The following is a 22,726-nucleotide window of genomic DNA, read 5'->3' on the forward strand; positions in this document are numbered from 1 at the left end:
CTGATGCTGGAGACGGGGTTATCAACATATCTGGCGTTGACTTTTGGCACGCTGTTGAGTTCTCAAGGAACGGACGCTTCCTTTGTACTCACCCTTGCGGGCTTTCCTCCGGGCGCTTCCCTTCGGTGTTTCTTTTTGTTCTTCGTTCTTGCGTTTCCGACTCTATCAGACTCTTTTGTGTCCGATTTCCTCGGTGCCTTTCCGGTTCCGGCTCCGGCCTTGCGGCTTTCGCGTTTCCCTTTCCGGCGGTTCCGACTCTATCAGATCCTTTCGGGCCTGACCCCCGGTCAGCGGGGTTTGCCTTCGCGGCTGTTGGGCCGTTCCGACGAGTGAGACTTTAGCGGAATCTCGGCTCCCGACCTAATCGGGGGCGTCCTTTCGAACGCCGATTCCTCATTTCGCAAATACGCATGAAAACAAACCGAAGGCGAGACCCAGAAGGGCGCACGACGTCGATCGTTTGAATGGTTCTTGCGGGATGGCCGCCCGGGGACCGACCAGCAAGTGGTCGACGCTCACGTCGGGCAACTCGGAGAACACTACGGAGGCACCCTCGGAGTGTCAACTCCGGACAGCGGGCCTCCGTCGGGTCTACTCTGGAGGGCGTGACTACACGTGCGTACGCCCAACTGTGGTGGGCCGCCTGAGGGCGGCCGTACATACGCATGTACTCAACGGCCGCCGCCTCGGCGGCCGTTCTTGTTTCTCCCCCCGGAGGACCTGGAGCCCGGCGGCCGGGCCGGCGGTCCTGACCAGGAGGCGGAGAGATGACAAGGATCTTCAGCGGGGTCAAGCCGACGGGACACCTGACCCTGGGCAACTACCTGGGAGCCGTTCGGCAGTGGGCCGAGGTCGACCAGTACCGGGCCGACTCCCTGTTCAGCATCGTCGACCTGCACGCATTGACGGTCGAACACGATCCGGGGCGGGTGCGCCGGCTCAGTCGGCAGGCGGCGACGCTGCTGCTCGCGTCCGGGATCGATCCCGAGCGGGCCACCGTCTTCGTCCAGAGCCATGTGGACGAGCACGCCCGCCTCTCGTATCTGCTGGAGTGCGTCGCGACGGACGGCGAGATGCGGCGGATGATCCAGTACAAGGAGAAGTCCGTGCTGGAGCGGGCCAGGGGCGGGAGCGTACGGCTCTCGCTGCTCACCTATCCCGTACTGATGGCGGCGGACATCCTCGCGTACGACGCGGACGAGGTGCCGGTCGGTGACGACCAGACCCAGCACGTCGAGCTGACGCGGGACCTGGCGGTGCGGTTCAACCAGCGGTACGGACAGACGTTCGTCGTCCCGCGGGCCACCCCGCCCAAGGTGGCGGCGCGGGTCATGGATCTGCAGGACCCCACGTCCAAGATGGGCAAGTCCCACGACGCCGGCGCCGGGATCGTCTACCTGCTCGACGAGCCGGACGTGATCCGCAAGAAGATCCTGCGGGCCGTCACGGACAGCGGGAGCGAGGTCGAGTTCGACCGCGAGTCGAAGCCGGGCGTCTCCAACCTCCTGGAGATCCTCGCGGCGTGCCAGGGCGGGACCCCCGAAGCCCTGAGCGGTGCGTACCAGTCGTACGGCGCACTGAAAAAGGACACCGCCGAGGCCGTGGTGGAACTGCTCAGGCCCGTACAAGAGCGCCACAAGGAGCTGATGGCGGACCCCTCGTACGTGGAGAAGGTATTGCGGCGGGGAGCCGAGCGGGCCAAGTCCATGGCCAAGCCCACGGTGGACGGCGCCTACCGAGCAATCGGCCTACTCCCCCCGACCAACGAGGCGCGCTAGCCAGCTAGCAGACGCCCCACAGCCCGGCACCCGCGTACGAGACGGGAGGGGACGTGGGGGTATGTGCGCACGGAGCACCGAGCACGCTGTAGCCCCGCCCTTCAAGAGGCGTGGCGAACAGTGGATAGCGAGTACGCACATACCCCCGCGGCCCCGCACCCACAAACGAACCCAAGGCGCAAACGCCCACGCCCCCGCACCGGAGGTTCAAGCGTTGTTACCGGAGGCCAGCTCGCGGCTGCGGTCGCGGGCCGCTTCCAGGGCGGCGATGAGCGCGGCCCGCACCCCGTGGTTCTCCAGTTCGCGGATCGCGTTGATCGTCGTGCCCGCGGGAGACGTGACGGCCTCGCGGAGCTTCACCGGGTGCTCGCCGCTGTCGCGGAGCATGACCGACGCGCCGATCGCCGCCTGGACGATCAGGTCGTGCGCCTTGTCGCGGGGCAGGCCAAGCAGGATGCCCGCGTCGGTCATGGCCTCGACGAGGAAGTAGAAGTAGGCGGGGCCGGACCCGGAGAGTGCCGTGCAGGCGTCCTGCTGGGTCTCGGGGACGCGGAGCGTCTTGCCGACCGCGCCGAAGATCGCCTCGGCGTGGGCGAGCGCGTCGCCCGAGGCGTGGCCGCCGGCGGAGATGACGGACATGCCCTCGTCGACGAGGACAGGGGTGTTGGGCATGACGCGGACGACGGGGGTGCGCGCGGGCAGGCGCTCCTCGATGAACGCGGTGGTGATGCCGGCGGCGGCGCTGATGACCAGGCGGTCGGGGGTGACGTGCGGGGCGAGTTCGTCGAGCAGCTTGGCCATGTCCTGCGGCTTGCAGGCGAGGATCAGGGTGTCGGCCTTCTCGGCGGCTTCCGCGTTGCTGACGGGGGTGACGCCGTAGCGGGTGCGGAGTTCGTCGGCGCGTTCCTGGCGGCGGGTGGTGACCAGGAGGTCGGCGGCCGCCCAGCCGCCGCGGATCATGCCGCTGAGCAGGGCCTCACCGATCTTTCCGGTGCCGAGGACTGCGACTTTCTGGCTCGTGCTGCTGCTCATGAACGGTGGCCTCCGGGGTTGCGTCGTCCGGGGACCATCCTCGCATTGGGGTGCCGGGGGCAGCGGTGGTGTCCGGTGGGCGGAACACGGGGTCGACACCGGGTCGCGGACGGGAGCCCAGGCGGTGGAGGGGGCCCGGAGGTGGGGTCAGGCCGTGCGGCGGCGCAACGTGGCCGCGCCGAGGGCGAGGACCAGGAGGGCACACGCGGCGACGATGACGACGTCGCGCAGGAAGTCGCCGGTGACGTCGGGGTGGCGGAGGACTTCGTTCATGCCGTCGACGGCGTACGACATGGGGAGGACGTCGGAGATGCCCTCCAGGACCGGCTGCATCTGGCCGCGCGGTGTGAAGAGACCGCAGAGCAGGAGCTGGGGGAAGATCACGGCCGGCATGAACTGGACGGCCTGGAACTCGGAGGCGGCGAAGGCCGAGACGAAGAGGCCGAGCGCGGTGCCGAGGAGGGCGTCGAGCAGGGCGATCAGGAGCAGGAGCCAGGCGGAGCCGGTGACGTCCAGGCCGAGGGCCCACAGGGCGAGCCCCGTGGCGAGGGTCGACTGGACGACGGCCACGGCGCCGAAGGCGAGGGCGTAACCGGCGATGAGGTCGCCCTTGCCGAGGGGGAGGGCGAGGAGGCGTTCGAGGGTGCCGGAGGTGCGTTCGCGGAGGGTGGCGATCGAGGTCACCAGGAACATCGTGATGAGGGGGAAGATCCCGAGGAGCGAGGCGCCGATGGAGTCGAAGGTGCGGGGGCTGCCGTCGAATACGTACCGCAGGAGCAGCAGCATCACGCAGGGGACGAGGATCATCAGCGCGATGGAGCGCACGTCGTGGCGGAGCTGGAGCAGGACGCGGGCTGCGGTGGCGAGGGTGCGGTAGCTGTTCATCGGGGGCTCCTGGACGCGGCCGGAGTGTCGGTGGGGGCGCCGGAGTCGGCGTCGGCGTCAGCCACGTGAGTGGCGTCGGCGTCGGCGTCCGTGTCCGCCGCGTCGACGAGGTGGAGGAACGCTGCCTCGACCGTGTCGGCGTGGGTGCGGGTGCGCAGGGCTTCGGGGGTGTCGTCGGCGAGGAGTTCGCCCTCGCGCATGAGGAGGAGGCGGTGGCAGCGTTCCGCCTCGTCCATGACGTGCGAGGAGACGAGGAGGGTGGCGCCGCGGTCGGCGATGGCGTGGAAGAGCTTCCAGAGGTCGCGGCGGAGGACGGGGTCGAGGCCGACGGTGGGTTCGTCGAGTACGAGGAGTTCGGGGGCGCCGAGGAGCGCGACCGCGAGGGAGACGCGGCTGCGCTGGCCGCCGGAGAGGTTGCCCGCGAGGGAGTCGGCGTGCGAGGTGAGGGCGACGTCGTCGAGGACGCGGCCGACCTGGTCGTGGCGGCGTGCGGCGGCGGCGCCGCGGCCCGGGTCGAGGACGGCGGCGAAGTAGTCGAGGTTCTGGCGGACGGTCAGGTCGTCGTATACGGACGGGTTCTGGGTGACGTAGCCGATGCGGGAGCGGAGGGCGGGGGATCCGGCGGGGTGGTCGAGGACGGTCAGGGTGCCGGTGACCTTGGCCTGCGTGCCGACGATCGCGCGCATGAGGGTGGACTTGCCGCAGCCCGACGGGCCGAGAAGACCGGTGACCTGGCCGCGGGGCACGGTGAAGTCGAGGCCGCGCAGGACGGTGCGGGGGCCTCGGGTGACGGTCAGGGCCTCGGCGCGGAGGGCGGGGTTTGCGGTGTGGGCGGCGGGGACTTCGGTTTGGGCGGTGGTCGGGCTTCGCTTGTTCATTTTATTCATCATGTGATGAATAATCCTCCCGAGGGCGGGGCGCGTCAAGCGGTCACGCGTGCGCCTCAGACGGCGGGCGGAGCGCCACCAGGAGGTCCACGACGTAGCTCTCCTCGACGACCCCGTCCGGGAAGACCTTGAGCAGTTCGGTGCGCTCGGCGGCGAGGAAGGCGGCCGCGCGTTCCTCACCGAGGACCAGGAAGGCCGAGTGGGTGCCGAGGTTGGCGAGGTGGGTGTCGACGGGGACCCGGCGGCTCCAGTGGAGGTGGTCGCGGCGGAAGTCGAGCTCGGTGGTGAGGTCGTCGGTGCGGCTGGCTCTGCGGCCGGCTGAGTGGTCGGCCGTGTGGCCAGCTGAGTGGCCGGCCTCGTCGCCCTGGCCCAGGAAGCGGGCGATGCGGGTGGACTGTTCGCCGAGCCAGGGCGTGTCGTGGTCCGTCTTGTTCCACCACAGGGCGAGCGCGCCGCCGGGGCGCAGCACGCGCAGGGCTTCCGGCACGGAGCGTTCCTGGTCGGTCCAGTGCCAGGCCTGGGCGTAGGTGATGAGGTCGGCGGAGGCGTCGGCGAGGGGGAGGGCGTTGCCGTCGCCGCGTACGAGGGGGACGTGCGGCAGGGTGCGGCGGAACTGTTCCGCCATGCCGTCGCCGGGCTCGACCGCGACGACGCGGGCGCCTCGTGCGGTCAGCAGGGCGGTGGCGATCCCGGTGCCGGCGCCGACGTCGACGACGCGGGCGCCCGCGAGGGGGCGGCCCGCCAGGCGCTCGACGGCGTCGAGGAGGGCGGGCGGATAGGAGGGGCGGTACGCGGCGTACTGGGCGGCGGCCCCGTCGAAGGAGCGGGCACGGACGCGGGCGCTGGCGCGGGCGTTGGCACTGGAGGCGGCGGACGTCATCCCGCCATGCTCGCGTGGGGCGGGACGGGTGGGCCAGAGCGGTGCGGTGGGCCCGCGGCGGTGAGGGTGGGCCTGGGCCGCGAGGGCGGGCCTGAGCCGCGAAGGTGGGGCCGAGCCACGAAGGTGGGCCTGAGCCTTGAAGGTGGGCCCGAGCTGTGAAGGTGAGCCGCCCCCGGACAGCGAGCCGGAACCGCGAGGGCGGACCGAAGCCGTGGAGGCGGGCCGGAGCCCCGTAAGGCCCCCTCAGCCCTTTCGGTTCCTCTTGCGTGAGGGGTTGCCCGTTCGCCGGGACGTGCGCTTTTCGTACTGGGCGCGTGCCTCCGCGTACTCCGCGCGGTGCAGTCGCTCGCCCGGGGCCTCCTTCAGGGAGCGGAAGAAGTACGCGAAGAGGCTGCCGATGAAGCCGATGGTCATCAGGCCGCGCGTCGAGGCCTGGGACGCCGCGTCGTGGCGACGGGAGAAGCCGTCCCAGGTGCGGCGGAAGGCGATGGCGCTGCAGATCGCGAACATCACCACGACGAGCAGGTTCACGAACTGCCCCACCGCCGCGATGACGAGGCCCTCGTAGGCGAAGCGCAGCACGAAGCAGCCGGCGGCCGCCGCGGCCAGCGAGCCGACGGCGACACCCGCGCGGCGTGCGCCGTAGCCGCCGTCGTGGTCCACCCAGGTCGTCCCGAAGAAGCGGAGGGGCTCGGGCCGCGGGCCGGGCACGGTGCCGGGGGCGGTACCGGAGGCGGTGCCTGCGGGGCCGGAGGGGCCTTGGGTGCCGGATTCTTCGCTCACCGTTTGATTATCGCCCGCCCCGGGCGGCCCGCCTCCTGCGACCCGCGCCCTGCGATGTCCAGCGCCGACACGCCGACGCGCAGGCGCGCCCTATTCGTCCCCCGCCTTGCCAGGCCGCACCGTCCGGCGGTTACTTTGGGCGGGATACGTCGTAGCCGGGGAACACGGGGGAGGTCGGTGGGCATGACGCTCCGTGGCGGTGACCCGGAGGAGATCGGCGGCTACCCGCTCGAGGCGCGCCTCGGTTCGGGCGGCATGGGCACGGTGTTCCTGGCGCGTACCGCGTCCGGGCGCCCCGTCGCGATCAAGCTGATCCACCGGCAGTTCGCGGACGACGAGGAGTTCCGGATCCGCTTCCGGCAGGAGGTGGCGGCGGCCCGCCGGGTCAGCGGCGCCTTCACCGCGGCCGTGATCGACGCCGACCCCGAGGCCGAACACCCGTGGATGGCCACGACGTTCATCGAGGGGCACACCCTCGCCCAGCACATCGCCCGGAAGGGCCCCATCGGCGGCCCCGCGCTGCGCACGCTGGCCATCGGCCTGACGGAGGCGTTGCGCGACATCCACCGCGCCGGGGTCGTGCACCGGGACCTCAAGCCGTCCAACGTGGTCCTCTCCCCCGAGGGCCCGCGGGTCATCGACTTCGGGATCTCGCGCGCCACGGACCAGCAGACGCTGACGATGACGGGCCGGGTGATCGGCACGCCGCCGTTCATGTCGCCCGAGCAGCTGCAGGCGCCGCGCGGCGTCGGACCGCGCTCCGACGTGTTCTCGCTGGGCACGCTGCTGGTGTACGCGGCGACGGGGCAGGGCCCCTTCGACGCGGACAGCCCGTACATGACGGCCTATCAAGTGGTGCACGAGCCGCCGTCGTTGGGCGCGGTGCCCGACACGCTGCGCGCGGTGGTCGAGCCGTGCCTCGACAAGGATCCCGAGGCGCGCCCCTCCGCGGACGAACTCCTCGTACGGCTGCGGGACCTGCCCGCCGACCTGGGCGGCGCGACGGGCCCCGCCGAAGGGCCGCGGCGCAGCACCCGCGAGACCGACACCCAGCACCACCTGTCGACGGACGACCACACGCCGGTGCCGGGTCCGGCCGAACCGTCCCGGAAGACCCCGTCCCCGGCCGCCGCTCCCACCCCCGACTCCGGCACCGACTCCGGCACCCTCATCGGCCGTCGGCTGCGCCGCCGCTGGCGTCCCGTGCTCGCCGCCGCCGTGGCCGTGGCCGCGATCGGCGGCGGCGTCGCGGTGGTGCGGGCCGTCGGATCGGACGGGGGCGGCGGTACGGAGGACAAGGGCACCGCCATCGCGGCGGCCGGGGCGAAGCTGCCGGGCGGGTTCCGGCCCTGGCACAAGACCGTGCCGGGCGGACGCGAGGACATCCCGGACGAGTTGCGCTGTGTCGCGCGCGGCGACGCGCTGTTCTGCGGGGGCGGCGGGGTCGTCGCGACCCGGCTGCGGATCTCCGACGGCTCCCGCGTCTGGACGCAGAAGAGCCCCGGCGTCCCGGTGCAGGGCATGCACCTGGTGGGCGTGACCGGCGACACCGTGCTCGGCTACCGCTTCGCGGCCGAGGACGAGCCGGGCGACCCGCCCACCGAGGTCGTCGCCGTCGACGCCGACAAGGGCAAGGAGCTGTGGTCGGTGCCGTCCGGCGCGCAGTCGGCGGCCGTGACCGGCGGCCGTACGAAGGACGCGGTGGTGGTCGGCTCCACGGTCGTGACGGTCGACGCGTCCAACAACCGCTTCGAGGCCCGGCGCGCGCACTCCGGCGACGTGCGCTGGAAGCAGCCGTTCCCCGCGGGCCGGGCATGTGCCCCGGTGCCCGCCGGCGGCACCCTGCTGTACGCGATGTGCGCGCCCCGCTCCGAGATCGAGGCCAGCATGGTGCGCCACCCCACCCTGCACGTCGTCGACATGGACTCGGGGAAGCTCGGCAAGGCCGTCTCCCTCCAGGGCCCCGTCCAGCCGGTCGGCACCACCGGCGACGGCCTCGTCCTGCTGCACACCCGGCGCAAGGGCTGGGAGACGTTCGGCTACGACGGGATCACGCGGGTCGACCGGAAGACGCACGAGGTCACGTACTCGCGGCTGTCGAAGGTGTACTACGGGACGCCCGGCCTCGCGAACAACACCGTCGTCGTGAGCGGGCAGACCGGCGTCGTCACCGCCTTCGACCCCGCGACCGGCTGGAAGAAGTGGGACCGGCAGACCGGCGTCGAGGGCCTGTCGGGGCCGGTGAGCGGGGACGCCGGGGGCGACGGCGCCCTGTACCTCAGCTCGGCCAGCGGCCGGGTCGTCACGCTCTCCACCCGCAAGGGCGAGGTGCTCGCGACCACGGATCCGCGCGCGGAGGGCCTGGCGGGCGAGCAGAACGCCAGCCCGCGCGCGACCGTCGCCGGCGGCGTGGTGGTCGTGGCCGCCGCCAAGAACACGGTGTTCGCGTACGACGCGTCGAAGCCGCCGCGGTCCGGCTGACGCGGGTCACTCCGCGCCGTCCGCCGGATGCCGCGGCCCCCGGCACGTCCCGACCGGCACGTCCCGTCCGGCCCGTCCCGCCCCCGCCCCGGGTCTCAGCAGCGAGGCGCCACGTACCCGCTGCTGCCCGTGCGGACGTACGTGTCCGAAACGTACCGGCCGCTGCCGATCCGGTCCCAGATCTTCGAGGTGCCGGTCGGTCCCGTGACCGTCTCGCCGGGCCGCTGGCAGGAGATGGTGACGCGGGCGCCGGCGCGGAGCCGGCCGACCGTGTCGTACGAGGTGCCGGGGCCGGAGCGGACGTTGACGTCCGCGACGACCGGGTAGCTCCGGGCGGTCAGGGCCTCGACGGTCTCCGCCACGGCGGCCACGTCGACCACGGCGGCCACATCGGCGGCACCCGTCCCGGCCGGCTCCTCGACGACTTCTGGTGTGATCACGTTCTCGCTCACGGTGCTCTCCCCCGTACATAAAGAACGGCGCGGGCGCGCCCTCGGCGTGTGTCTCACACCAAGGACGCGCCCGCGCCCCAAAAGGTTTCGAGCCGGTTCCGGGCCCGAACGACGGCTCAGCCGAGTCGCGACACGTCCCGCACCGCGCCCTTGTCGGCGCTGGTGGCCATCGCCGCGTACGCGCGCAGGGCGGCGGAGACTTTCCGCTCGCGGGACTTCGGCGCGTACACCCCGCCGAGCGCCGCGCGGCGGGCGGCCAGCTCCTCCTCGGGGACGAGGAGTTCGATGGTGCGTCCGGGGATGTCGATGCGGATCCGGTCGCCGTCCTCGACGAGCGCGATCGTGCCGCCGGAGGCCGCCTCGGGCGAGGCGTGGCCGATCGACAGGCCCGACGTGCCGCCCGAGAAGCGGCCGTCGGTGACGAGCGCGCACGCCTTGCCGAGGCCGCGGCCCTTCAGGTACGAGGTCGGGTAGAGCATCTCCTGCATGCCGGGGCCGCCCTTGGGGCCCTCGTAGCGGATGACGACGACGTCGCCCTCCTTCACCTGCTGCGTGAGGATCTTCTGGACGGCCTCCTCCTGCGACTCGCAGACGACGGCCGGGCCCTCGAAGGTCCAGATGGACTCGTCGACGCCGGCGGTCTTCACGACGCAGCCGTCCTCGGCCAGATTGCCCTTGAGGACCGCGAGGCCGCCGTCCGCGGAGTAGGCGTGGGCGACGTCGCGGATGCAGCCGTGCGCCGCGTCCGTGTCCAGGGTGTCCCAGCGCTTGGACTGCGAGAAGGCGGTGGCGGAGCGCTCGCAGCCGGGGCCCGCGTACCAGAGGTCGGTGGCCTCCTCGCTCGCGCTGCCGCTGCGCACGTCCCAGGTGTCGAGCCACTCCTTGATGGAGGGCGAGTGGACGGTGTGGACGTCCTCGTTCAGGAGGCCGCCGCGGTACAGCTCGCCGAGGATCGCGGGGATGCCGCCGGCGCGGTGCACGTCCTCCATGTAGTACGTCTTCGCGCCCGCCACGTTCGGCGCGACCTTGGCCAGGCACGGGACGCGGCGCGAGACGGCGTTGATGTGGTCGAGGTTGTAGTCGACCTCGGCCTCCTGGGCGGCGGCCAGCAGGTGCAGGATCGTGTTCGTGGAGCCGCCCATGGCGATGTCGAGCGCCATGGCGTTCTCGAAGGCGGCGTGCGTGGCGATGTTGCGCGGCAGGACCGAGGCGTCGTCCTCGCCGTAGTAGCGCTTGGTCAGCTCGACGACGGTCGAGCCCGCGCGCTCGTACAGCGCCTTGCGGGCGGTGTGGGTGGCGAGGACCGAGCCGTTGCCCGGCAGGGAGAGGCCGATGGCCTCGGTGAGGCAGTTCATCGAGTTGGCGGTGAACATGCCCGAACACGAGCCGCAGGTCGGGCAGGCGTTCTCCTCGATGCGGAGGATGTCCTCGTCGGAGATCTTGTCGTTGACGGCCTCCGACATGGCGTCGACCAGGTCGAGCGTGCGGACCGAGCCGTCGACCAGCGTGGCCCGGCCGGACTCCATCGGGCCGCCGGAGACGAACACCGTCGGGATGTTGAGGCGCAGGGCGGCCATCAGCATGCCGGGGGTGATCTTGTCGCAGTTGGAGATGCAGATCAGGGCGTCGGCGCAGTGCGCCTCCACCATGTACTCCACGGAGTCCGCGATCAGGTCGCGGGAGGGCAGCGAGTACAGCATGCCGCCGTGGCCCATCGCGATGCCGTCATCCACGGCGATCGTGTTGAACTCGCGCGGGATGCCGCCGGCCGCGCTGATCGCGTCGGAGACGATGCGGCCGACCGGCTGCAGGTGGGTGTGGCCGGGCACGAACTCCGTGAAGGAGTTGGCCACGGCGATGATCGGCTTCCGCCCGATGTCGGCCCCGGGTACACCGGAGGCGCGCATAAGGGCGCGAGCGCCCGCCATGTTGCGGCCGTGGGTGACGGTGCGGGACCTGAGCTCGGGCATTGTCGCTCGCTCCTTCGGTGGGCCCCGGGCGGGGCCTTCGCGGCAGGGTATGACTTGCTGCCGAGCGTACGCCGCCGCTCCACGATCTGGACAGGCTGTCCGGATGGCGGGACGAGTGTCTCGCTGAGCGACCACTTCGCCGGGGTGCGCCTCCGGTCGGCCGCCGGCCACGGCGCCCGGTCAGTCCCCGGTCAGATGCCCCTGCACCACCGGAGCCACCCGCGCCACGAGCTGCTCCACGTCCGCCGACGCCAGCGGCTCGACCTTGATCACGTACCGCAGCATGGCGATGCCCACCAGCTGCGCGGCCGCGAGCTCGGCGCGCAGCTCCGCGTCGGGCAGGTCGAGGCGTCCGGCGATACGGGAGAGGAGTTGGGCGGCGACCAGGCGGCGGAAGACCGCGGCGGCCGTGTCGTTGTTCATCGCGGACCGCACGATGGCGAGCAGCGGGGCGCGGGTGGCGGGGTTCTCCCAGACGCCGAGGATGAACCGGGCCAGCCGCTCGCCGACGCCGTCGAGGGGGCCGTCCTCGATCGCGGCGGGCGCCTCAAGGGCGGGCGCGAACGCGACGGTGACGGCCGCCTCGAAGACCTGTTCCTTCGTGCCGAAGTAGTGGTGCACGAGGGCCGGGTCGACCCCGGCGGCCTTGGCGATGCCGCGCACGGACGTCTTCTCGTAACCGCGTTCGGAGAACTCATCGCGGGCCGCGCCGAGGATCCGGTCGCGGGTCGCGGGCCCGGTCTCGGACTGCGTACGGGACGGGCGGCCCCGGCGGCGCGGGGCGGTGGCCTCCGACGGTTCGCCGCGGGTGAGCCCGCCGCGGGTCATGAGCGGGGCACCCGCACGGCCGACGCCAGGTGCAGCCGCGTGTAGGCGAGCGCCTCGGCGAGGTCGGCCTCACGTTCGGCGCTGGACATCGCGCGCCGGGTGTTGACCTCGATGACGACGTGCCCGTCGAAGCCGGTGGTCGCCAGGCGTTCCAGGAGCTCGGCGCACGGCTGGGTGCCGCGGCCCGGGACGAGGTGCTCGTCCTTGGCGGAGCCCTTGCCGTCGGCGAGGTGGACGTGGCCGAGCCGGTCGCCCATGCGGTCGACCATGTCCATGGCGTCCGCGCGGGCGGTCGCGGTGTGCGAGAGGTCGACGGTGAAGTGGCGGTAGTCGTCCTTGGTGACGTCCCAGTCGGGGGCGTAGGCGAGCATCTCGCGGTCGCGGTAGCGCCAGGGGTACATGTTCTCGACGGCGAACCGTACGTCCGTCTCGTCGGCCATCCGCCAGATCCCGTCGACGAAGTCGCGCGCGTACTGCCGCTGCCAGCGGAACGGCGGGTGCACGACGACGGTCGAGGCGTCCAGCTTCTCGGCGGCGGCCTTCGCGCGCTGCAGCTTGACCCACGGGTCGGTGGACCAGACGCGCTGGGTGATCAGGAGGCAGGGCGCGTGGACGGCCAGGATGGGGATCTGGTGGTAGTCGCTGAGCCGGCGCAGGGCCTCGATGTCCTGGCTGACCGGGTCGGTCCAGACCATGACCTCGACGCCGTCGTAGCCGAGGCGCGCGGCGATCTCGAAGGCCGTCGCCGTCGACTCCGGATAGACCGAGGCCGTCGACAGGGCGACCTTCGCATCCGGGATGCGCACCACTGGTTCTGCCACGAAGGACAGCGTACGGGCCGCGTCCGGGCGCCGGGGAGGTGGCCTCCTGGCGCCCTGGCCGGGGACGGTTCCGGTCCGGTCGGTGCTCCTTCCGCTCGGCTCGGGGGCGTTCCCGGTCCGGTCGGCGCTCCTTCCGCTCGGCTCGGGGGCGTTCCCGGTCCGGTCGGCGCTCCTTCCGCTCGGCTCGGGGACGGTTCCGCCGCTCCGGTCCCGCCTCACGGCGCGGGAAGGTGGTCGAGCCTGCGCAGGATCACGCCCTCGCGCAGCGCCCACGGGCAGATCTCCACCGTCTCGACCCCGAAGAGGTCCATCGCGCCCTCCGCGACGAGCGCCCCCGCGAGGAGCTGTCCCGCCCGCCCCTCGGAGACGCCGGGAAGCTCCGCGCGCTCCGCCGTGGTCATGGCGGCGAGCCGCGGCACCCAGTCCTCCAGGGACTTCCGCTTCAGCTCCCGCTGTACGTAGAGGCCTTCCGCCGAACGCGCGGCCCCGGCCAGCCGGGCGAGCTGCTTGAACGTCTTCGACGTCGCCACGATGTGGTCGGGGGCGCCGAGGCGGCTGAACTCCCCGACCGTCCGGGCGATCTGGGCCCGCACATGGCGCCGCAGCGCCTTCACGTCGGAGGGGTCCGGCGGGTCGGTGCCCAGCCAGGCGGCGGTGAGGCGGCCCGCGCCGAGCGGCAGGCTGGCCGCGGCGTCCGGCACCTCGTCCAGGCCGTACGCGATCTCCAGGGAGCCGCCGCCGATGTCGAGGACGAGCAGCTTGCCCGCGGACCAGCCGAACCAGCGCCGGGCGGCGAGGAAGGTCAGCCGGGCCTCCTCCTCGCCGGACAGGACCTGCAGGTCGACGCCGGTCTCGTCCTTGACGCGCCCGAGCACCGCGTCGGCGTTGGTCGCCTCGCGCACCGCGGAGGTGGCGAACGGCAGCACCTCCTCCACGCCCTTGTCCTCGGCGGCCTCCATCGCCTCGCGGACGACGGTCACCAGGCGGTCCACGCCGTCGGGGCCGATCGCCCCCGCGGGGTCGAGGAGTTGGGCCAGGCGCAGGTCGGCCTTGTGCGAGTGCGCGGGCAGCGGACGCGCACCGGGGTGGGCGTCGACCACGAGCAGATGCACCGTGTTCGACCCCACGTCGAGGACACCGAGTCTCATGTACGGAACGCTACGCCGCGCGGCGTGATCGTCTGGCCCCGGGCGGTCGGCCGCACGCATACCCTGGAGTTGTGCCAAAGACGAAAAAGGCGAAGACCGACAAATCGAAGTCGGGGAAGCCGTCGACCAAGCAGGCCGCGGCGGAGAAGCCGACGAAGCAGGGAAAGCCACAGAAGGCGGAGAAGCCGGGCAAGTCGGGAACACCGGCCAAGCTGCCCAAGCAGGGCAAGTCCGGCGCTCCGGAGCCGGACGAGAAGGGGCTCGACTTCGCCCGCGCCTGGGTGGAGTTCCCGGATCCGGCGGACGACGAGCAGGTCTTCCGCTGCGATCTGACATGGCTGACCTCTCGCTGGAACTGCATCTTCGGGAGCGGCTGCCAGGGCATCCAGGCGGGCCGCGCCGACGACGGCTGCTGCACCCTGGGTGCCCACTTCTCGGACGAGGACGACGAGAAGCGCGTCGCCGGGTACGTGGAGCGGCTGACGCCCGACATCTGGCAGCACCACGACGTGGGCCGGGAGACCGGCTGGGTCTCCACGGACGACGACGGCGACCGCCAGACGCGTCCGTACAAGGGCTCGTGCATCTTCCAGAACCGCCCCGGATTCGCGGGCGGCGCGGGCTGCTCGCTGCACATCCTGGCGCTCAAGGAGGGCCGCGAGCCGCTGGAGACGAAGCCGGACGTCTGCTGGCAGCTGCCGGTGCGGCGGACGTACGAGTGGATCGACCGGCCCGACGACACGCGCGTCCTGCAGGTGTCGATCGGTGAGTACGACCGGCGGGGCTGGGGCCCCGGCGGCCACGACCTGCACTGGTGGTGCACGTCGGCGACGTCGGCGCACGGCGCGGGCGATCCGGTCTACGTCTCCTACCGCCCCGAGCTGATCGAGCTGATGGGCAAGGAGGGGTACGACCGGCTGGTGGCGCTGTGCGAGGAGCGGCTCGCCGCGCAGCTCCCGATGCTGGCCCCGCATCCGGCGGACCCGTCGACGACGGGGCGTTAGCGTCCGCGCGGGCGGTGGCCATGGGTCCGGGCCGGCTGCGGTCAGCCCGGGCTCGGGCCCCCGCTGCCGGGTGGCGGGGTCGAGTCTCCGGGGCCCGGGTCCGACGGGGTGGGCGTCGGGTCGGTGGGCGTCGGGGTCGGGTCGGGATCGGAGGGCCCCGGGTCGGACGGGCCGGGGTCCGAGGGGCCCGGGTCGGACGGGTGGGGGTGCGAGGGGCCCGGGTCGGTGGGCCGGGGTGTCGGCCGCGGGCCCGGGTGGTTCGGCGGCCGCCCGTCCCCGTGCCCGTCGATCGAGATGACCGCCCCGGAGGGGGCGATCGCGACCCGCGCGTGCCAGCGCCCGGCGGGCTCGCGGGAGTGGTCCACGTACACCTGGAGGGTGATGGACTCGCCCGGTGCGAGCGTCCCCGAGGAGCGGCTCAGATAGAGCCAGTACGCGCCCTCGCTCGCCGACCAGCGCACCGGTGAACCCCCGGACGCGGTCAGCGTGATGAGGGTGGTGTCGCCGCTCGGCCGGGCCGCGACGGTGAGGCGCCCGGGGCCGGTCGAGGAGTGCGAGGGCGAGCCGCCGCTGATGACCTCCACGGAGACGTCGGGCGAGTGGCTACCCGCGGTGAAGCGCGGCTCGGGGCCCTTGCGGGCGTTGCCCGCGTTCTCGTAGTCGTCCCGCGCGTGGTCGCTGCCGCCCGGACCGTCCTCGCTCGCGGTGACCGAACGGCCGTCGTGGCCCTCGCCGGTGATCGGCGCGCCCCGGTAGGCGGACCAGAGAGCGAGCACCGGGGCGGCCACCACGGTGGCGACGACCGTGGTGGTGACGGTACGTGCGCGCAGCCGGTCGCGGCGGGCGGCGTGGTCCTTGGGGTCCATCGGGAAGCCGCGCCGGTCGTAGCGGGGACCGCCGCCCCGCGCGCGGGGGGCGTGCGCCATCGCCAGGTGCAGGGCGGTGCGGGGCGCCTCGACGACGGGGAGCGCGGCCGGGCTGACGGCGGTGCCGGGCCAGGCGCTGGAACCGGCGCGCTCGGCGGTGCGGCGGCAGTGCGGGCAGTCGTCGACGTGCCGGACGAGCTCGCGGCGCAGCGCCGTGCCGAGCAGCAGCTGGTTGTCGCCGGTGAGGCGGGCCACGATGGGGCAGCTGCCGGTCTCCACGACGGCGAGGGCGGCGCGGGTGCGCTCGACCTCGCAGGCGGCGGAGGCGAGCAGGCCGCGCGCCTTGGTGAGGTCCATGCCGAGCACGGCGGCGACCTCGGCCGGGGTGAGCTGGTGCCGCACGGCCAGTTCGAGGGCCTCGCGCTGTTCGGGGGTGGTTCCTGCGGCCTCCGGCCAGGCGAGCTGGGCGAGTTCGCGCCGCCGCTGCCGTTCCGTTTCTTCGGATGTCGGGGGGTGGGGGGTGGGGTCGTTGGCGCTTTTGGGGTCGCCGGTGCTCTTGGGGGCGCCGGTGCTCTTGGCGTCGTTGCCGGGGCCGCCCTGCGCGTGCCGGCCCTCCCGGCTGCGCTTGGCCTCGGCCAGCCGGCGCAGGCAGACCCAGCGGGCGAGGGCGTAGAGCCAGGCCTTGAGGTCCTTGGCGGCCTCGGGGCCGCGGGTGCCGCGGCGCTCGGCGAGGTGGAGCGCGTCCCCCAGGGCCGCGGTCGCCGCGTCGTGATCGCAGAGTACGGAGAGGCAGTACGTGAACAGGCCGTCCAGATACGGCTCGTAGCGCGCGGGCGGCGCGGTCCGGGGCGCCGGACGGGGCACCACGCGCTTGCGCGCGTCACGGTGCGCCCGGTGTGCGCCGGTTGCGTTCGTGGAAGTTTCCGGACTGCTGCTCATCACCCGTGCGAAGTTAGGCGGATGATGCAGCCGCGTTCCTCCCTCTTGCTCTCTTTTAATCCTTACGGGTGAACAGATCCCTCAAAAGGGGACAGGAACTCTCGATTCCGTGGCCTGTGCTCCTACGCGGGGCGAGCGCGGACCGGGTTGTCAGTGGGCTCGGTTACGGTTCGAGCATGGCTGCCCGTACGAAATCCACGAAGGACCGTCCGTCCTACCGCTGCACCGAATGCGGTTGGCAGACGGCCAAGTGGCTCGGCCGCTGCCCCGAGTGCCAGGCCTGGGGGACGGTCGAGGAGTACGGCGCGCCCGCGGTCCGCACCACCGCCCCCGGCCGGGTCACCTCGTCCGCCGTGCCGATCGGCGAGGTCGACGGCCGCCAGGCCACCGCGCGCACCACCTCCGTGCCCGAGCTCGACCGGGTGCTCGGCGGCGGGCTCGTGCCCGGCGCCGTCGTGCTCCTCGCGGGCGAGCCGGGCGTCGGCAAGTCCACGCTGCTCCTGGACGTCGCGGCCAAGGCGGCCAGCGAGACGCACCGCACGCTCTATGTGACCGGTGAGGAGTCGGCGAGCCAGGTCCGGCTGCGCGCGGACCGCATCGGTGCCATCGACGACCACCTGTATCTCGCGGCGGAGACCGATCTGTCCGCGGTCCTCGGGCACTTGGACGCGGTCAAGCCCTCCCTCCTGGTCCTCGACTCGGTCCAGACGGTCGCCTCACCCGAGATCGACGGAGCGCCCGGCGGCATGGCGCAGGTCCGCGAGGTGGCCGGCGCGCTGATCCGCGCCTCCAAGGAGCGCGGCATGGCCACCCTCCTGGTCGGTCACGTCACCAAGGACGGCGCGATCGCGGGCCCCCGCCTCCTGGAGCATCTCGTCGACGTGGTCCTCCAGTTCGAGGGCGACCGGCACGCGCGCCTGCGCCTGGTCCGCGGCGTCAAGAACCGGTACGGGACGACGGACGAGGTCGGCTGCTTCGAACTGCACGACGAGGGCATCACCGGACTCGCCGACCCCAGCGGCCTCTTCCTCACCCGCCGCGCCGAGCCCGTCCCCGGCACCTGTCTGACCGTCACCCTGGAGGGCCGTCGGCCGCTGGTCGCCGAAGTCCAGGCGCTGACCGTCGACTCGCAGATCCCGAGCCCGCGCCGCACCACCTCCGGCCTGGAGACCTCGCGCGTCTCGATGATGCTCGCCGTCCTGGAGCAGCGCGGCAGGATCACGGCGCTCGGCAAGCGCGACATCTACAGCGCGACGGTCGGCGGCGTGCGGCTGACCGAGCCCGCCGCGGACCTCGCCGTGGCCCTCGCGCTGGCCAGCGCGGCGAGCGACACCCCGCTGCCGAAGAATCTCGTGGCGATCGGCGAGGTGGGCCTGGCGGGCGAGGTCAGGCGGGTCACGGGCGTGCAGCGCAGACTGGCCGAGGCGCACCGCCTGGGCTTCACCCACGCCCTCGTACCGGCCGACCCCGGCAGGATCCCCGCCGGTATGAAGGTCATCGAAGTCGCCGACATGGGGGACGCCCTGCGTGTCCTTCCGAGGTCCCGTCGCCGAGAGGCCCCACGGGAGGCGGAAGAGCGCCGGTAGACTTTGCCCTGGTCTCGCCCATCCGTACGAAGCTCCGTACGCGGCACGGTGCGGCAGAGGCTCGGACAACCTGCGACCGAGGGAGTGCAGTGGCAGCCAACGACCGGGGAGCGGTTCCCGGCAAGCCGGGTTCCAGTTCCGGCGCCGATGTGCTGATGCGCGCCTCGCTGAGCGCCGTCGCACCCGGCCAGGCACTCCGTGACGGCCTCGAGCGCATCCTCCGCGGCAACACCGGCGGTCTGATCGTCCTCGGCTGGGACAAGACGGTCGAGTCGATGTGCACGGGCGGCTTCATCCTGGACGTGGAGTTCACGGCGACCCGCCTGCGTGAGCTGTGCAAGCTCGACGGCGGCATCGTCCTGGACAAGGACATCACCAAGATCCTGCGGGCCGGCGTGCAGCTGGTGCCGGATCCGACGATCCCCACGGAGGAGACCGGCACGCGGCACCGCACGGCGGACCGCGTGAGCAAGCAGGTCGGCTTCCCGGTCGTCTCCGTCTCCCAGTCGATGCGGCTGATCGCGTTGTACGTGGACGGGCAGCGCCGCGTCCTGGAGGACTCGGCGGCGATCCTGTCCCGCGCCAACCAGGCGCTGGCCACCCTGGAGCGGTACAAGCTGCGCCTCGACGAGGTCGCGGGCACGCTGTCCGCGCTGGAGATCGAGGACCTGGTGACGGTGCGGGACGTCACGGCGGTCGCGCAGCGCCTGGAGATGGTGCGGCGCATCGCCACGGAGATCGCCGAGTACGTGGTGGAGCTCGGCACGGACGGCCGGCTTCTCGCCCTGCAGCTGGACGAGTTGATCGCGGGCGTCGAGCCGGAGCGCGAGCTGGTCGTCAGGGACTACGTGCCCGAGCCGACGGCCAAGCGGTCGCGCACGGTCGACGAGGCGCTCGCGGAGCTGGACTCCCTCACGCACGCGGAGCTCCTCGAACTGCCCACCGTGGCGCGTGCGCTGGGCTACACGGGCTCGCCGGAGGCGCTGGACTCCGCGGTGTCCCCGCGGGGCTTCCGCCTCCTCGCCAAGGTCCCCCGGCTCCCCGGCGCGATCATCGACCGCCTGGTGGAACACTTCGGCGGCCTGCAGAAGCTGCTCGCCGCCAGCGTGGACGACCTCCAGACGGTGGACGGGGTCGGCGAGGCGCGGGCGCGGAGCGTGCGGGAGGGGCTTTCGCGGTTGGCGGAGTCTTCGATCTTGGAGCGGTACGTCTAGGCGCTGGGGCGGGGACGTTGGTGGGCCGGTGCCTTTTGGCGGTTGCCGGGGCCGCCCGGGGTTTTGCGGAGTGTGGCGGTTCCGGGCCGGCAGTAAAGGGCGCCCTTCGGGCGTCGGCTTCGCCGATTCCGCTGCGCTCCACCCTTGACTGCTGTCCCTCCACCGCGACCTGAACTTCGACCCGGACGGCCAGGGGTGGGGCCGACGGGGGCCGGGGGATGGGGCATCCCCTCGCGTGGCCGGGTGCGGCCCGTCTCAACGTACGCCGACGTCACCGTCGGGGCGGGGCGCGGCGGCTTCGCTGCTCGGGTCATCCCTATTCGCTGCCGGGTGCGGACCGGCCCAACGCGAGTGCACGCCACGGTTGAGGTGCTGTTGGGCTGGGTCCCTGGCACCTACTTTGGGAAAGTTGCGAATGGGTCCGCCGCGCGCCCCCCTCACATCACCCACGCGCCCCGTCCAAGCTCGGGAGTGGGGAGTTCTTCTGGGGGCGCTCGGGGAGTGGGAAGGGGGCGCGCGACCCCTCAATTCGCAACTTTCCCAAAGTAGGTGACGGGGAGGGGTGGGGGGGGGTGGAGAGTTACGCGTTCTGGAGCGCACCCGGCAGCGAAAGCCAGCGACCGGTAGGCGGTGGCCGCAGGCCGGTAGGCGGTGGGCGGTGGGCGGAGGCGGTGGCCGCAGGCCGGTAGGCGGTGGGCGGTGGGCGGAGGCGGTGGCCGCAGGCCGGTAGGCGGTGGGCGGTAGGCGGTGGGCGGAGGCGGGTGGCCGCAGGCCGGTAGGCGGTGGGCGGTAGGCGGTGGGCGGAGGCGGGTGGCCGCAGGCCGGTAGGCGGTAGCCGGAGGCGGGTGGCCGCAGGCCGGTAGGCGGTAGCCGGAGGCGGGTGGCGGGTGGCCACAGGCCGCAGGCGGGTGGCCACAGGCCGCAGGCCGGAAGCCGGTAGTCGAGCGGCGAGCGGCGAGCGGCGAGCGGCGAGCAACGAGCAACGAGCGGCGAGCGGCGAGCGGCGAGCGGCGAGCGGCGAGCAACGAGCGACGGGCGGCGAAGCAAGTCGATGGGCTCCGTCTCAACCGTGGGGTGCGCTCGCGTTGGGCCGGGTCGCACTCGGCAGCGAAAAGGGGATGACCCGAGGAGCGAAGCCGTCGCGCCCTGCCCCGACGGTGACGTCGGCGTACGTTGAGACGGGCCGCACCCGGCCACGCGAGGGGATGACCCGAGCAGAGGCCCCCGTCGGCCCCACCCCTGGCCGTCCGGGTCGAAGTTCAGGTCGCGGTGGAGGGGCGGGAGTCAAGGGTGGAGCGGAGCGGAATCGGCGGAGCCGACGCCCGTAGGGCGCCCTTTACTGCTGTCCCGGAACCGCCACACTCCGCAAAACCCCGGGCGGCCCCGGCAACCGCCAAAAGGCACCGGCCCACCAACGTCTCCGCCCCGTACCGCTCGGGTTCAGTCCTTCTCGAGGACGAACGACGCTCGGGCCGTCCCCAGCCCCGGCGCCTTCGCCTCGACCAAATACGTCCCCGGCTTCGCCGATCCCGCCGAAGGCGTCGCGCACTCCGGGGCGCTGGCCCGCCGGTCCCACCGCACCTCGTGCGTGATCCGGCTCTCCCCCGGCACGCGCAGCAGCAGGCTGCCGTTGCCGGACGGGCAGTCGGCCGAGGACCAGAACTTCTCGTCGCCGTCTGCCTGAGTGATCGTCAGGACCGTGCCCTTGCCGCCGAGATCGACCTTGCAGGCCTTGCCGCCGCTGTTCTCGGCGATCAGCTCGAACTTCGGCTTCTCGTCGACCGCGTACCGGTTCTCGATGCTGCGCACGGTCAACTTCACGGCGCCACTGGTGCAGTTGGGCAGCCGCGAACCGGCCGGCAGCCGGTCGGCCGAACCACCGCCGCCACCGCCCTTGCCGTCGTCGGAACCACCGGCACCACCGGATCCCGAACCCGCCGAGCCGCCGGAGCCACCGGAACCGCCCGAACCTCCGGAGCCCGAGCCACTGGAACCGCCCGAACCGGAGCCGGAGCCCTCGCTCGACTCGTCCCGCCCGCCCGGGTGTTGACTGATCGCGGGCCCGGACCCGGTGGGGCCGGGAGTGATGGACGTGGCGGGTCCGTTGCCGCCAGGACCGTCGGCGTTGTTCTTGCCGCCGCCGCCACCGGAGGTGACGACCCAGACGACAAGGAGCGCCAGCAGGCCGAATACGGACAGCAGAACGGCCCTCCGACGCCAGTAGATGGTGGAGGGAAGCGGCCCGACCGGATTGCGCAGAGATCCCACGCCCAAACCTTACGAGAGATCCGCTCCTTCTCCCGCCCCACCCGCCGCCTTGAGCAACAAAGTTTGCCGATCATCATCCCGGAATCGCGGTCCGCGCCATCCGAACCGTCCCCCACCCCTGTCCATCGTCAGGGGCTGTGACCGGACGAACGCCAGGTGTGACGATTGGGCCGCACTCCGTACCGTCCGCAATCATGGACACCATGAGCGACGACCTCTACCGCGACATCACCGACTTCGCCCACGACACACCGTCGTGGTTCCAGCACCTCGCGGAGGTGTGGACGGAGCTCGGCCTGCTGCTCTTCGGCGTGCTCTTCATCGTCGCCTGGTGGCGGGCCAGGCGCGGGGAGCCCCGCGCCCTGGCCATCGCGGTGCTCGCTCCGCTGACCACCGCGGTGGCGTACGTGTGCAGCGAGGTGGTCAAGTCCGCGATCGACGAGGAACGCCCCTGCCGGGCCGTGACCGGCGCGCTGAACCCCCTCGTCCAGTGCCCGCCGCACGGCGACTGGTCCTTCCCCAGCAACCACTCGACGATCGCGGGCGCCGCGGCCGTCGGCCTCGCGCTCGCCTGGCCGCGCATCGCGGCCCTGACGGTGCCGATGGCCGTGCTCATGGCCTTCTCACGGGTCTTCGTCGGCGTGCACTACCCGCACGACGTGGCGGTGGGTCTGGTCTTCGGAGCGCTGATCGTCTTCGTGCTCGTCCGGGTCATGACGCGTCCCGTGGCGCGGATCACTCTGGCCATGCGCGGGTCGTCGACGGGGGTCGTGAAGTGGTTCGCGGGCCCCGGTCCGCGGCGCGCCGCGGTGTCCCCCTCCGCCTCCGCTCCCTACGCGGCGCAGGGGCAGGGACACGCACAGGCGCAGGGGCAGGTTCCGCCTCGTGGTGCTGCGCCTTACGA

Annotated in this window: 18 protein-coding genes and 1 pseudogene; 7 read left to right on the plus strand and 12 right to left on the minus strand. The window is 72.5% G+C overall.

All coding sequences use genetic code 11. The features are described 5' to 3' along the window. Both ACZ6CV_RS09525 and trpS read left to right on the plus strand, forming a co-directional pair. Positions 1–333, plus strand: a 333-nt coding sequence (locus ACZ6CV_RS09525; RefSeq protein ID WP_469250324.1) for a hypothetical protein, incomplete at its 5' end; no start/stop codon positions are given. Between the two features lie 434 nt (positions 334–767). Beyond that, positions 768–1,778 carry a tryptophan--tRNA ligase gene (gene trpS, locus ACZ6CV_RS09530; protein ID WP_362374885.1) on the plus strand — a complete coding sequence of 337 codons (1,011 nt, stop codon included), beginning with the start codon at positions 768–770 and terminating at the stop codon, positions 1,776–1,778. A 207-nt stretch (positions 1,779–1,985) separates the two neighbouring features. Here trpS and proC read toward each other — a convergent pair whose 3' ends face one another. The 5 genes from proC to ACZ6CV_RS09555 form a co-directional block, all read right to left on the minus strand. Continuing rightward, positions 1,986–2,810 carry a pyrroline-5-carboxylate reductase gene (proC, locus tag ACZ6CV_RS09535; protein WP_469250325.1) on the minus strand — a complete coding sequence of 275 codons (825 nt, stop codon included), beginning with the start codon at positions 2,808–2,810 and terminating at the stop codon, positions 1,986–1,988. Between the two features lie 147 nt (positions 2,811–2,957). Further along, positions 2,958–3,695, minus strand: coding sequence for an ABC transporter permease (locus tag ACZ6CV_RS09540; RefSeq protein ID WP_362374881.1), 738 nt, complete (start codon positions 3,693–3,695; stop codon positions 2,958–2,960). Then, entirely contained in the window at positions 3,692–4,573 is an 882-nt protein-coding gene (locus ACZ6CV_RS09545; protein WP_469250326.1) for an ABC transporter ATP-binding protein, read from the minus strand. The genes ACZ6CV_RS09540 and ACZ6CV_RS09545 overlap by 4 nt, the downstream gene beginning before the upstream one ends. A 52-nt stretch (positions 4,574–4,625) precedes the next feature. Further along, positions 4,626–5,462: a class I SAM-dependent methyltransferase gene (locus ACZ6CV_RS09550; RefSeq protein ID WP_469250327.1), complete on the minus strand. Its 837-nt coding sequence runs from the start codon at positions 5,460–5,462 to the stop codon at positions 4,626–4,628. 243 nt (positions 5,463–5,705) lie between these two features. Further along, complete coding sequence (locus ACZ6CV_RS09555) at positions 5,706–6,245, minus strand: EamA/RhaT family transporter (RefSeq protein ID WP_469250328.1); 540 nt, start codon at positions 6,243–6,245, stop codon at positions 5,706–5,708. A gap of 183 nt (positions 6,246–6,428) precedes the next feature. Here ACZ6CV_RS09555 and ACZ6CV_RS09560 point away from each other — a divergent pair, with 183 nt between their 5' ends. Next, entirely contained in the window at positions 6,429–8,726 is a 2,298-nt protein-coding gene (locus ACZ6CV_RS09560) for a protein kinase domain-containing protein (RefSeq protein WP_469250329.1), read from the plus strand. A gap of 95 nt (positions 8,727–8,821) precedes the next feature. Here ACZ6CV_RS09560 and ACZ6CV_RS09565 read toward each other — a convergent pair whose 3' ends face one another. The 5 genes from ACZ6CV_RS09565 to ACZ6CV_RS09585 form a co-directional block, all read right to left on the minus strand. Beyond that, complete coding sequence (locus ACZ6CV_RS09565; RefSeq protein WP_469250330.1) at positions 8,822–9,178, minus strand: SH3 domain-containing protein; 357 nt, start codon at positions 9,176–9,178, stop codon at positions 8,822–8,824. Between the two features lie 116 nt (positions 9,179–9,294). After that, the gene (gene ilvD, locus ACZ6CV_RS09570; protein ID WP_362374868.1) at positions 9,295–11,148 is read right to left on the minus strand and encodes a dihydroxy-acid dehydratase; all 1,854 of its coding nucleotides are present in this window, start codon (positions 11,146–11,148) and stop codon (positions 9,295–9,297) included. A gap of 180 nt (positions 11,149–11,328) precedes the next feature. Continuing rightward, entirely contained in the window at positions 11,329–11,976 is a 648-nt protein-coding gene (locus ACZ6CV_RS09575; protein WP_469250332.1) for a TetR/AcrR family transcriptional regulator, read from the minus strand. Further along, positions 11,973–12,797 carry a sugar phosphate isomerase/epimerase family protein gene (locus ACZ6CV_RS09580; protein ID WP_355811253.1) on the minus strand — a complete coding sequence of 275 codons (825 nt, stop codon included), beginning with the start codon at positions 12,795–12,797 and terminating at the stop codon, positions 11,973–11,975. Before ACZ6CV_RS09580 ends, ACZ6CV_RS09575 begins: the two co-directional genes overlap by 4 nt. Before the next feature lie 215 nt (positions 12,798–13,012). Beyond that, the gene (locus tag ACZ6CV_RS09585; protein ID WP_469250333.1) at positions 13,013–13,945 is read right to left on the minus strand and encodes a Ppx/GppA family phosphatase; all 933 of its coding nucleotides are present in this window, start codon (positions 13,943–13,945) and stop codon (positions 13,013–13,015) included. Between the two features lie 71 nt (positions 13,946–14,016). Between ACZ6CV_RS09585 and ACZ6CV_RS09590 the strand changes: the two genes are divergently transcribed. Continuing rightward, positions 14,017–14,949 (plus strand): DUF3109 family protein, encoded by a 933-nt coding sequence (locus tag ACZ6CV_RS09590; RefSeq protein WP_469250334.1) that lies wholly within the window; start codon positions 14,017–14,019, stop codon positions 14,947–14,949. Positions 14,950–14,990: 41 nt separating this feature from the next. Here the strand turns inward: ACZ6CV_RS09590 and ACZ6CV_RS09595 are convergent, their stop codons facing one another. Then, a complete protein-coding gene (locus ACZ6CV_RS09595) occupies positions 14,991–16,754 on the minus strand; it encodes a BACON domain-containing protein (protein WP_469250335.1) in 1,764 nt (587 codons plus the stop codon). A gap of 176 nt (positions 16,755–16,930) precedes the next feature. Here ACZ6CV_RS09595 and radA point away from each other — a divergent pair, with 176 nt between their 5' ends. Both radA and disA read left to right on the plus strand, forming a co-directional pair. After that, positions 16,931–18,340, plus strand: coding sequence for a DNA repair protein RadA (gene radA / locus ACZ6CV_RS09600; RefSeq protein WP_469250336.1), 1,410 nt, complete (start codon positions 16,931–16,933; stop codon positions 18,338–18,340). An 89-nt stretch (positions 18,341–18,429) separates the two neighbouring features. Continuing rightward, complete coding sequence (gene disA / locus ACZ6CV_RS09605; RefSeq protein WP_355811238.1) at positions 18,430–19,554, plus strand: DNA integrity scanning diadenylate cyclase DisA; 1,125 nt, start codon at positions 18,430–18,432, stop codon at positions 19,552–19,554. 1,440 nt (positions 19,555–20,994) lie between these two features. On the opposite strand, the gene ACZ6CV_RS09610 is transcribed toward disA, so the two are convergent. After that, a complete protein-coding gene (locus ACZ6CV_RS09610; protein ID WP_469250337.1) occupies positions 20,995–21,822 on the minus strand; it encodes a hypothetical protein in 828 nt (275 codons plus the stop codon). A 194-nt stretch (positions 21,823–22,016) separates the two neighbouring features. Here ACZ6CV_RS09610 and ACZ6CV_RS09615 point away from each other — a divergent pair. Beyond that, positions 22,017–22,631, plus strand: a pseudogene (locus tag ACZ6CV_RS09615) (phosphatase PAP2 family protein); the annotation flags it as partial. Positions 22,632–22,726: the final 95 nt, after the last annotated feature.

The organism is Streptomyces sp. NPDC041713 (assembly GCF_055591085.1).

Coding starts and splice junctions, on each gene's coding strand:
- trpS (WP_362374885.1), top strand. CDS start 768: ATGACAAGGATCTTCAGCGGGGTCAAGCCGACGGGACACCTGACCCTG.
- proC (WP_469250325.1), bottom strand. CDS start 2,810: ATGAGCAGCAGCACGAGCCAGAAAGTCGCAGTCCTCGGCACCGGAAAG.
- ACZ6CV_RS09540 (WP_362374881.1), bottom strand. CDS start 3,695: ATGAACAGCTACCGCACCCTCGCCACCGCAGCCCGCGTCCTGCTCCAG.
- ACZ6CV_RS09545 (WP_469250326.1), bottom strand. CDS start 4,573: ATGAACAAGCGAAGCCCGACCACCGCCCAAACCGAAGTCCCCGCCGCC.
- ACZ6CV_RS09550 (WP_469250327.1), bottom strand. CDS start 5,462: ATGACGTCCGCCGCCTCCAGTGCCAACGCCCGCGCCAGCGCCCGCGTC.
- ACZ6CV_RS09560 (WP_469250329.1), top strand. CDS start 6,429: ATGACGCTCCGTGGCGGTGACCCGGAGGAGATCGGCGGCTACCCGCTC.
- ilvD (WP_362374868.1), bottom strand. CDS start 11,148: ATGCCCGAGCTCAGGTCCCGCACCGTCACCCACGGCCGCAACATGGCG.
- ACZ6CV_RS09575 (WP_469250332.1), bottom strand. CDS start 11,976: ATGACCCGCGGCGGGCTCACCCGCGGCGAACCGTCGGAGGCCACCGCC.
- ACZ6CV_RS09585 (WP_469250333.1), bottom strand. CDS start 13,945: ATGAGACTCGGTGTCCTCGACGTGGGGTCGAACACGGTGCATCTGCTC.
- ACZ6CV_RS09595 (WP_469250335.1), bottom strand. CDS start 16,754: ATGAGCAGCAGTCCGGAAACTTCCACGAACGCAACCGGCGCACACCGG.
- radA (WP_469250336.1), top strand. CDS start 16,931: ATGGCTGCCCGTACGAAATCCACGAAGGACCGTCCGTCCTACCGCTGC.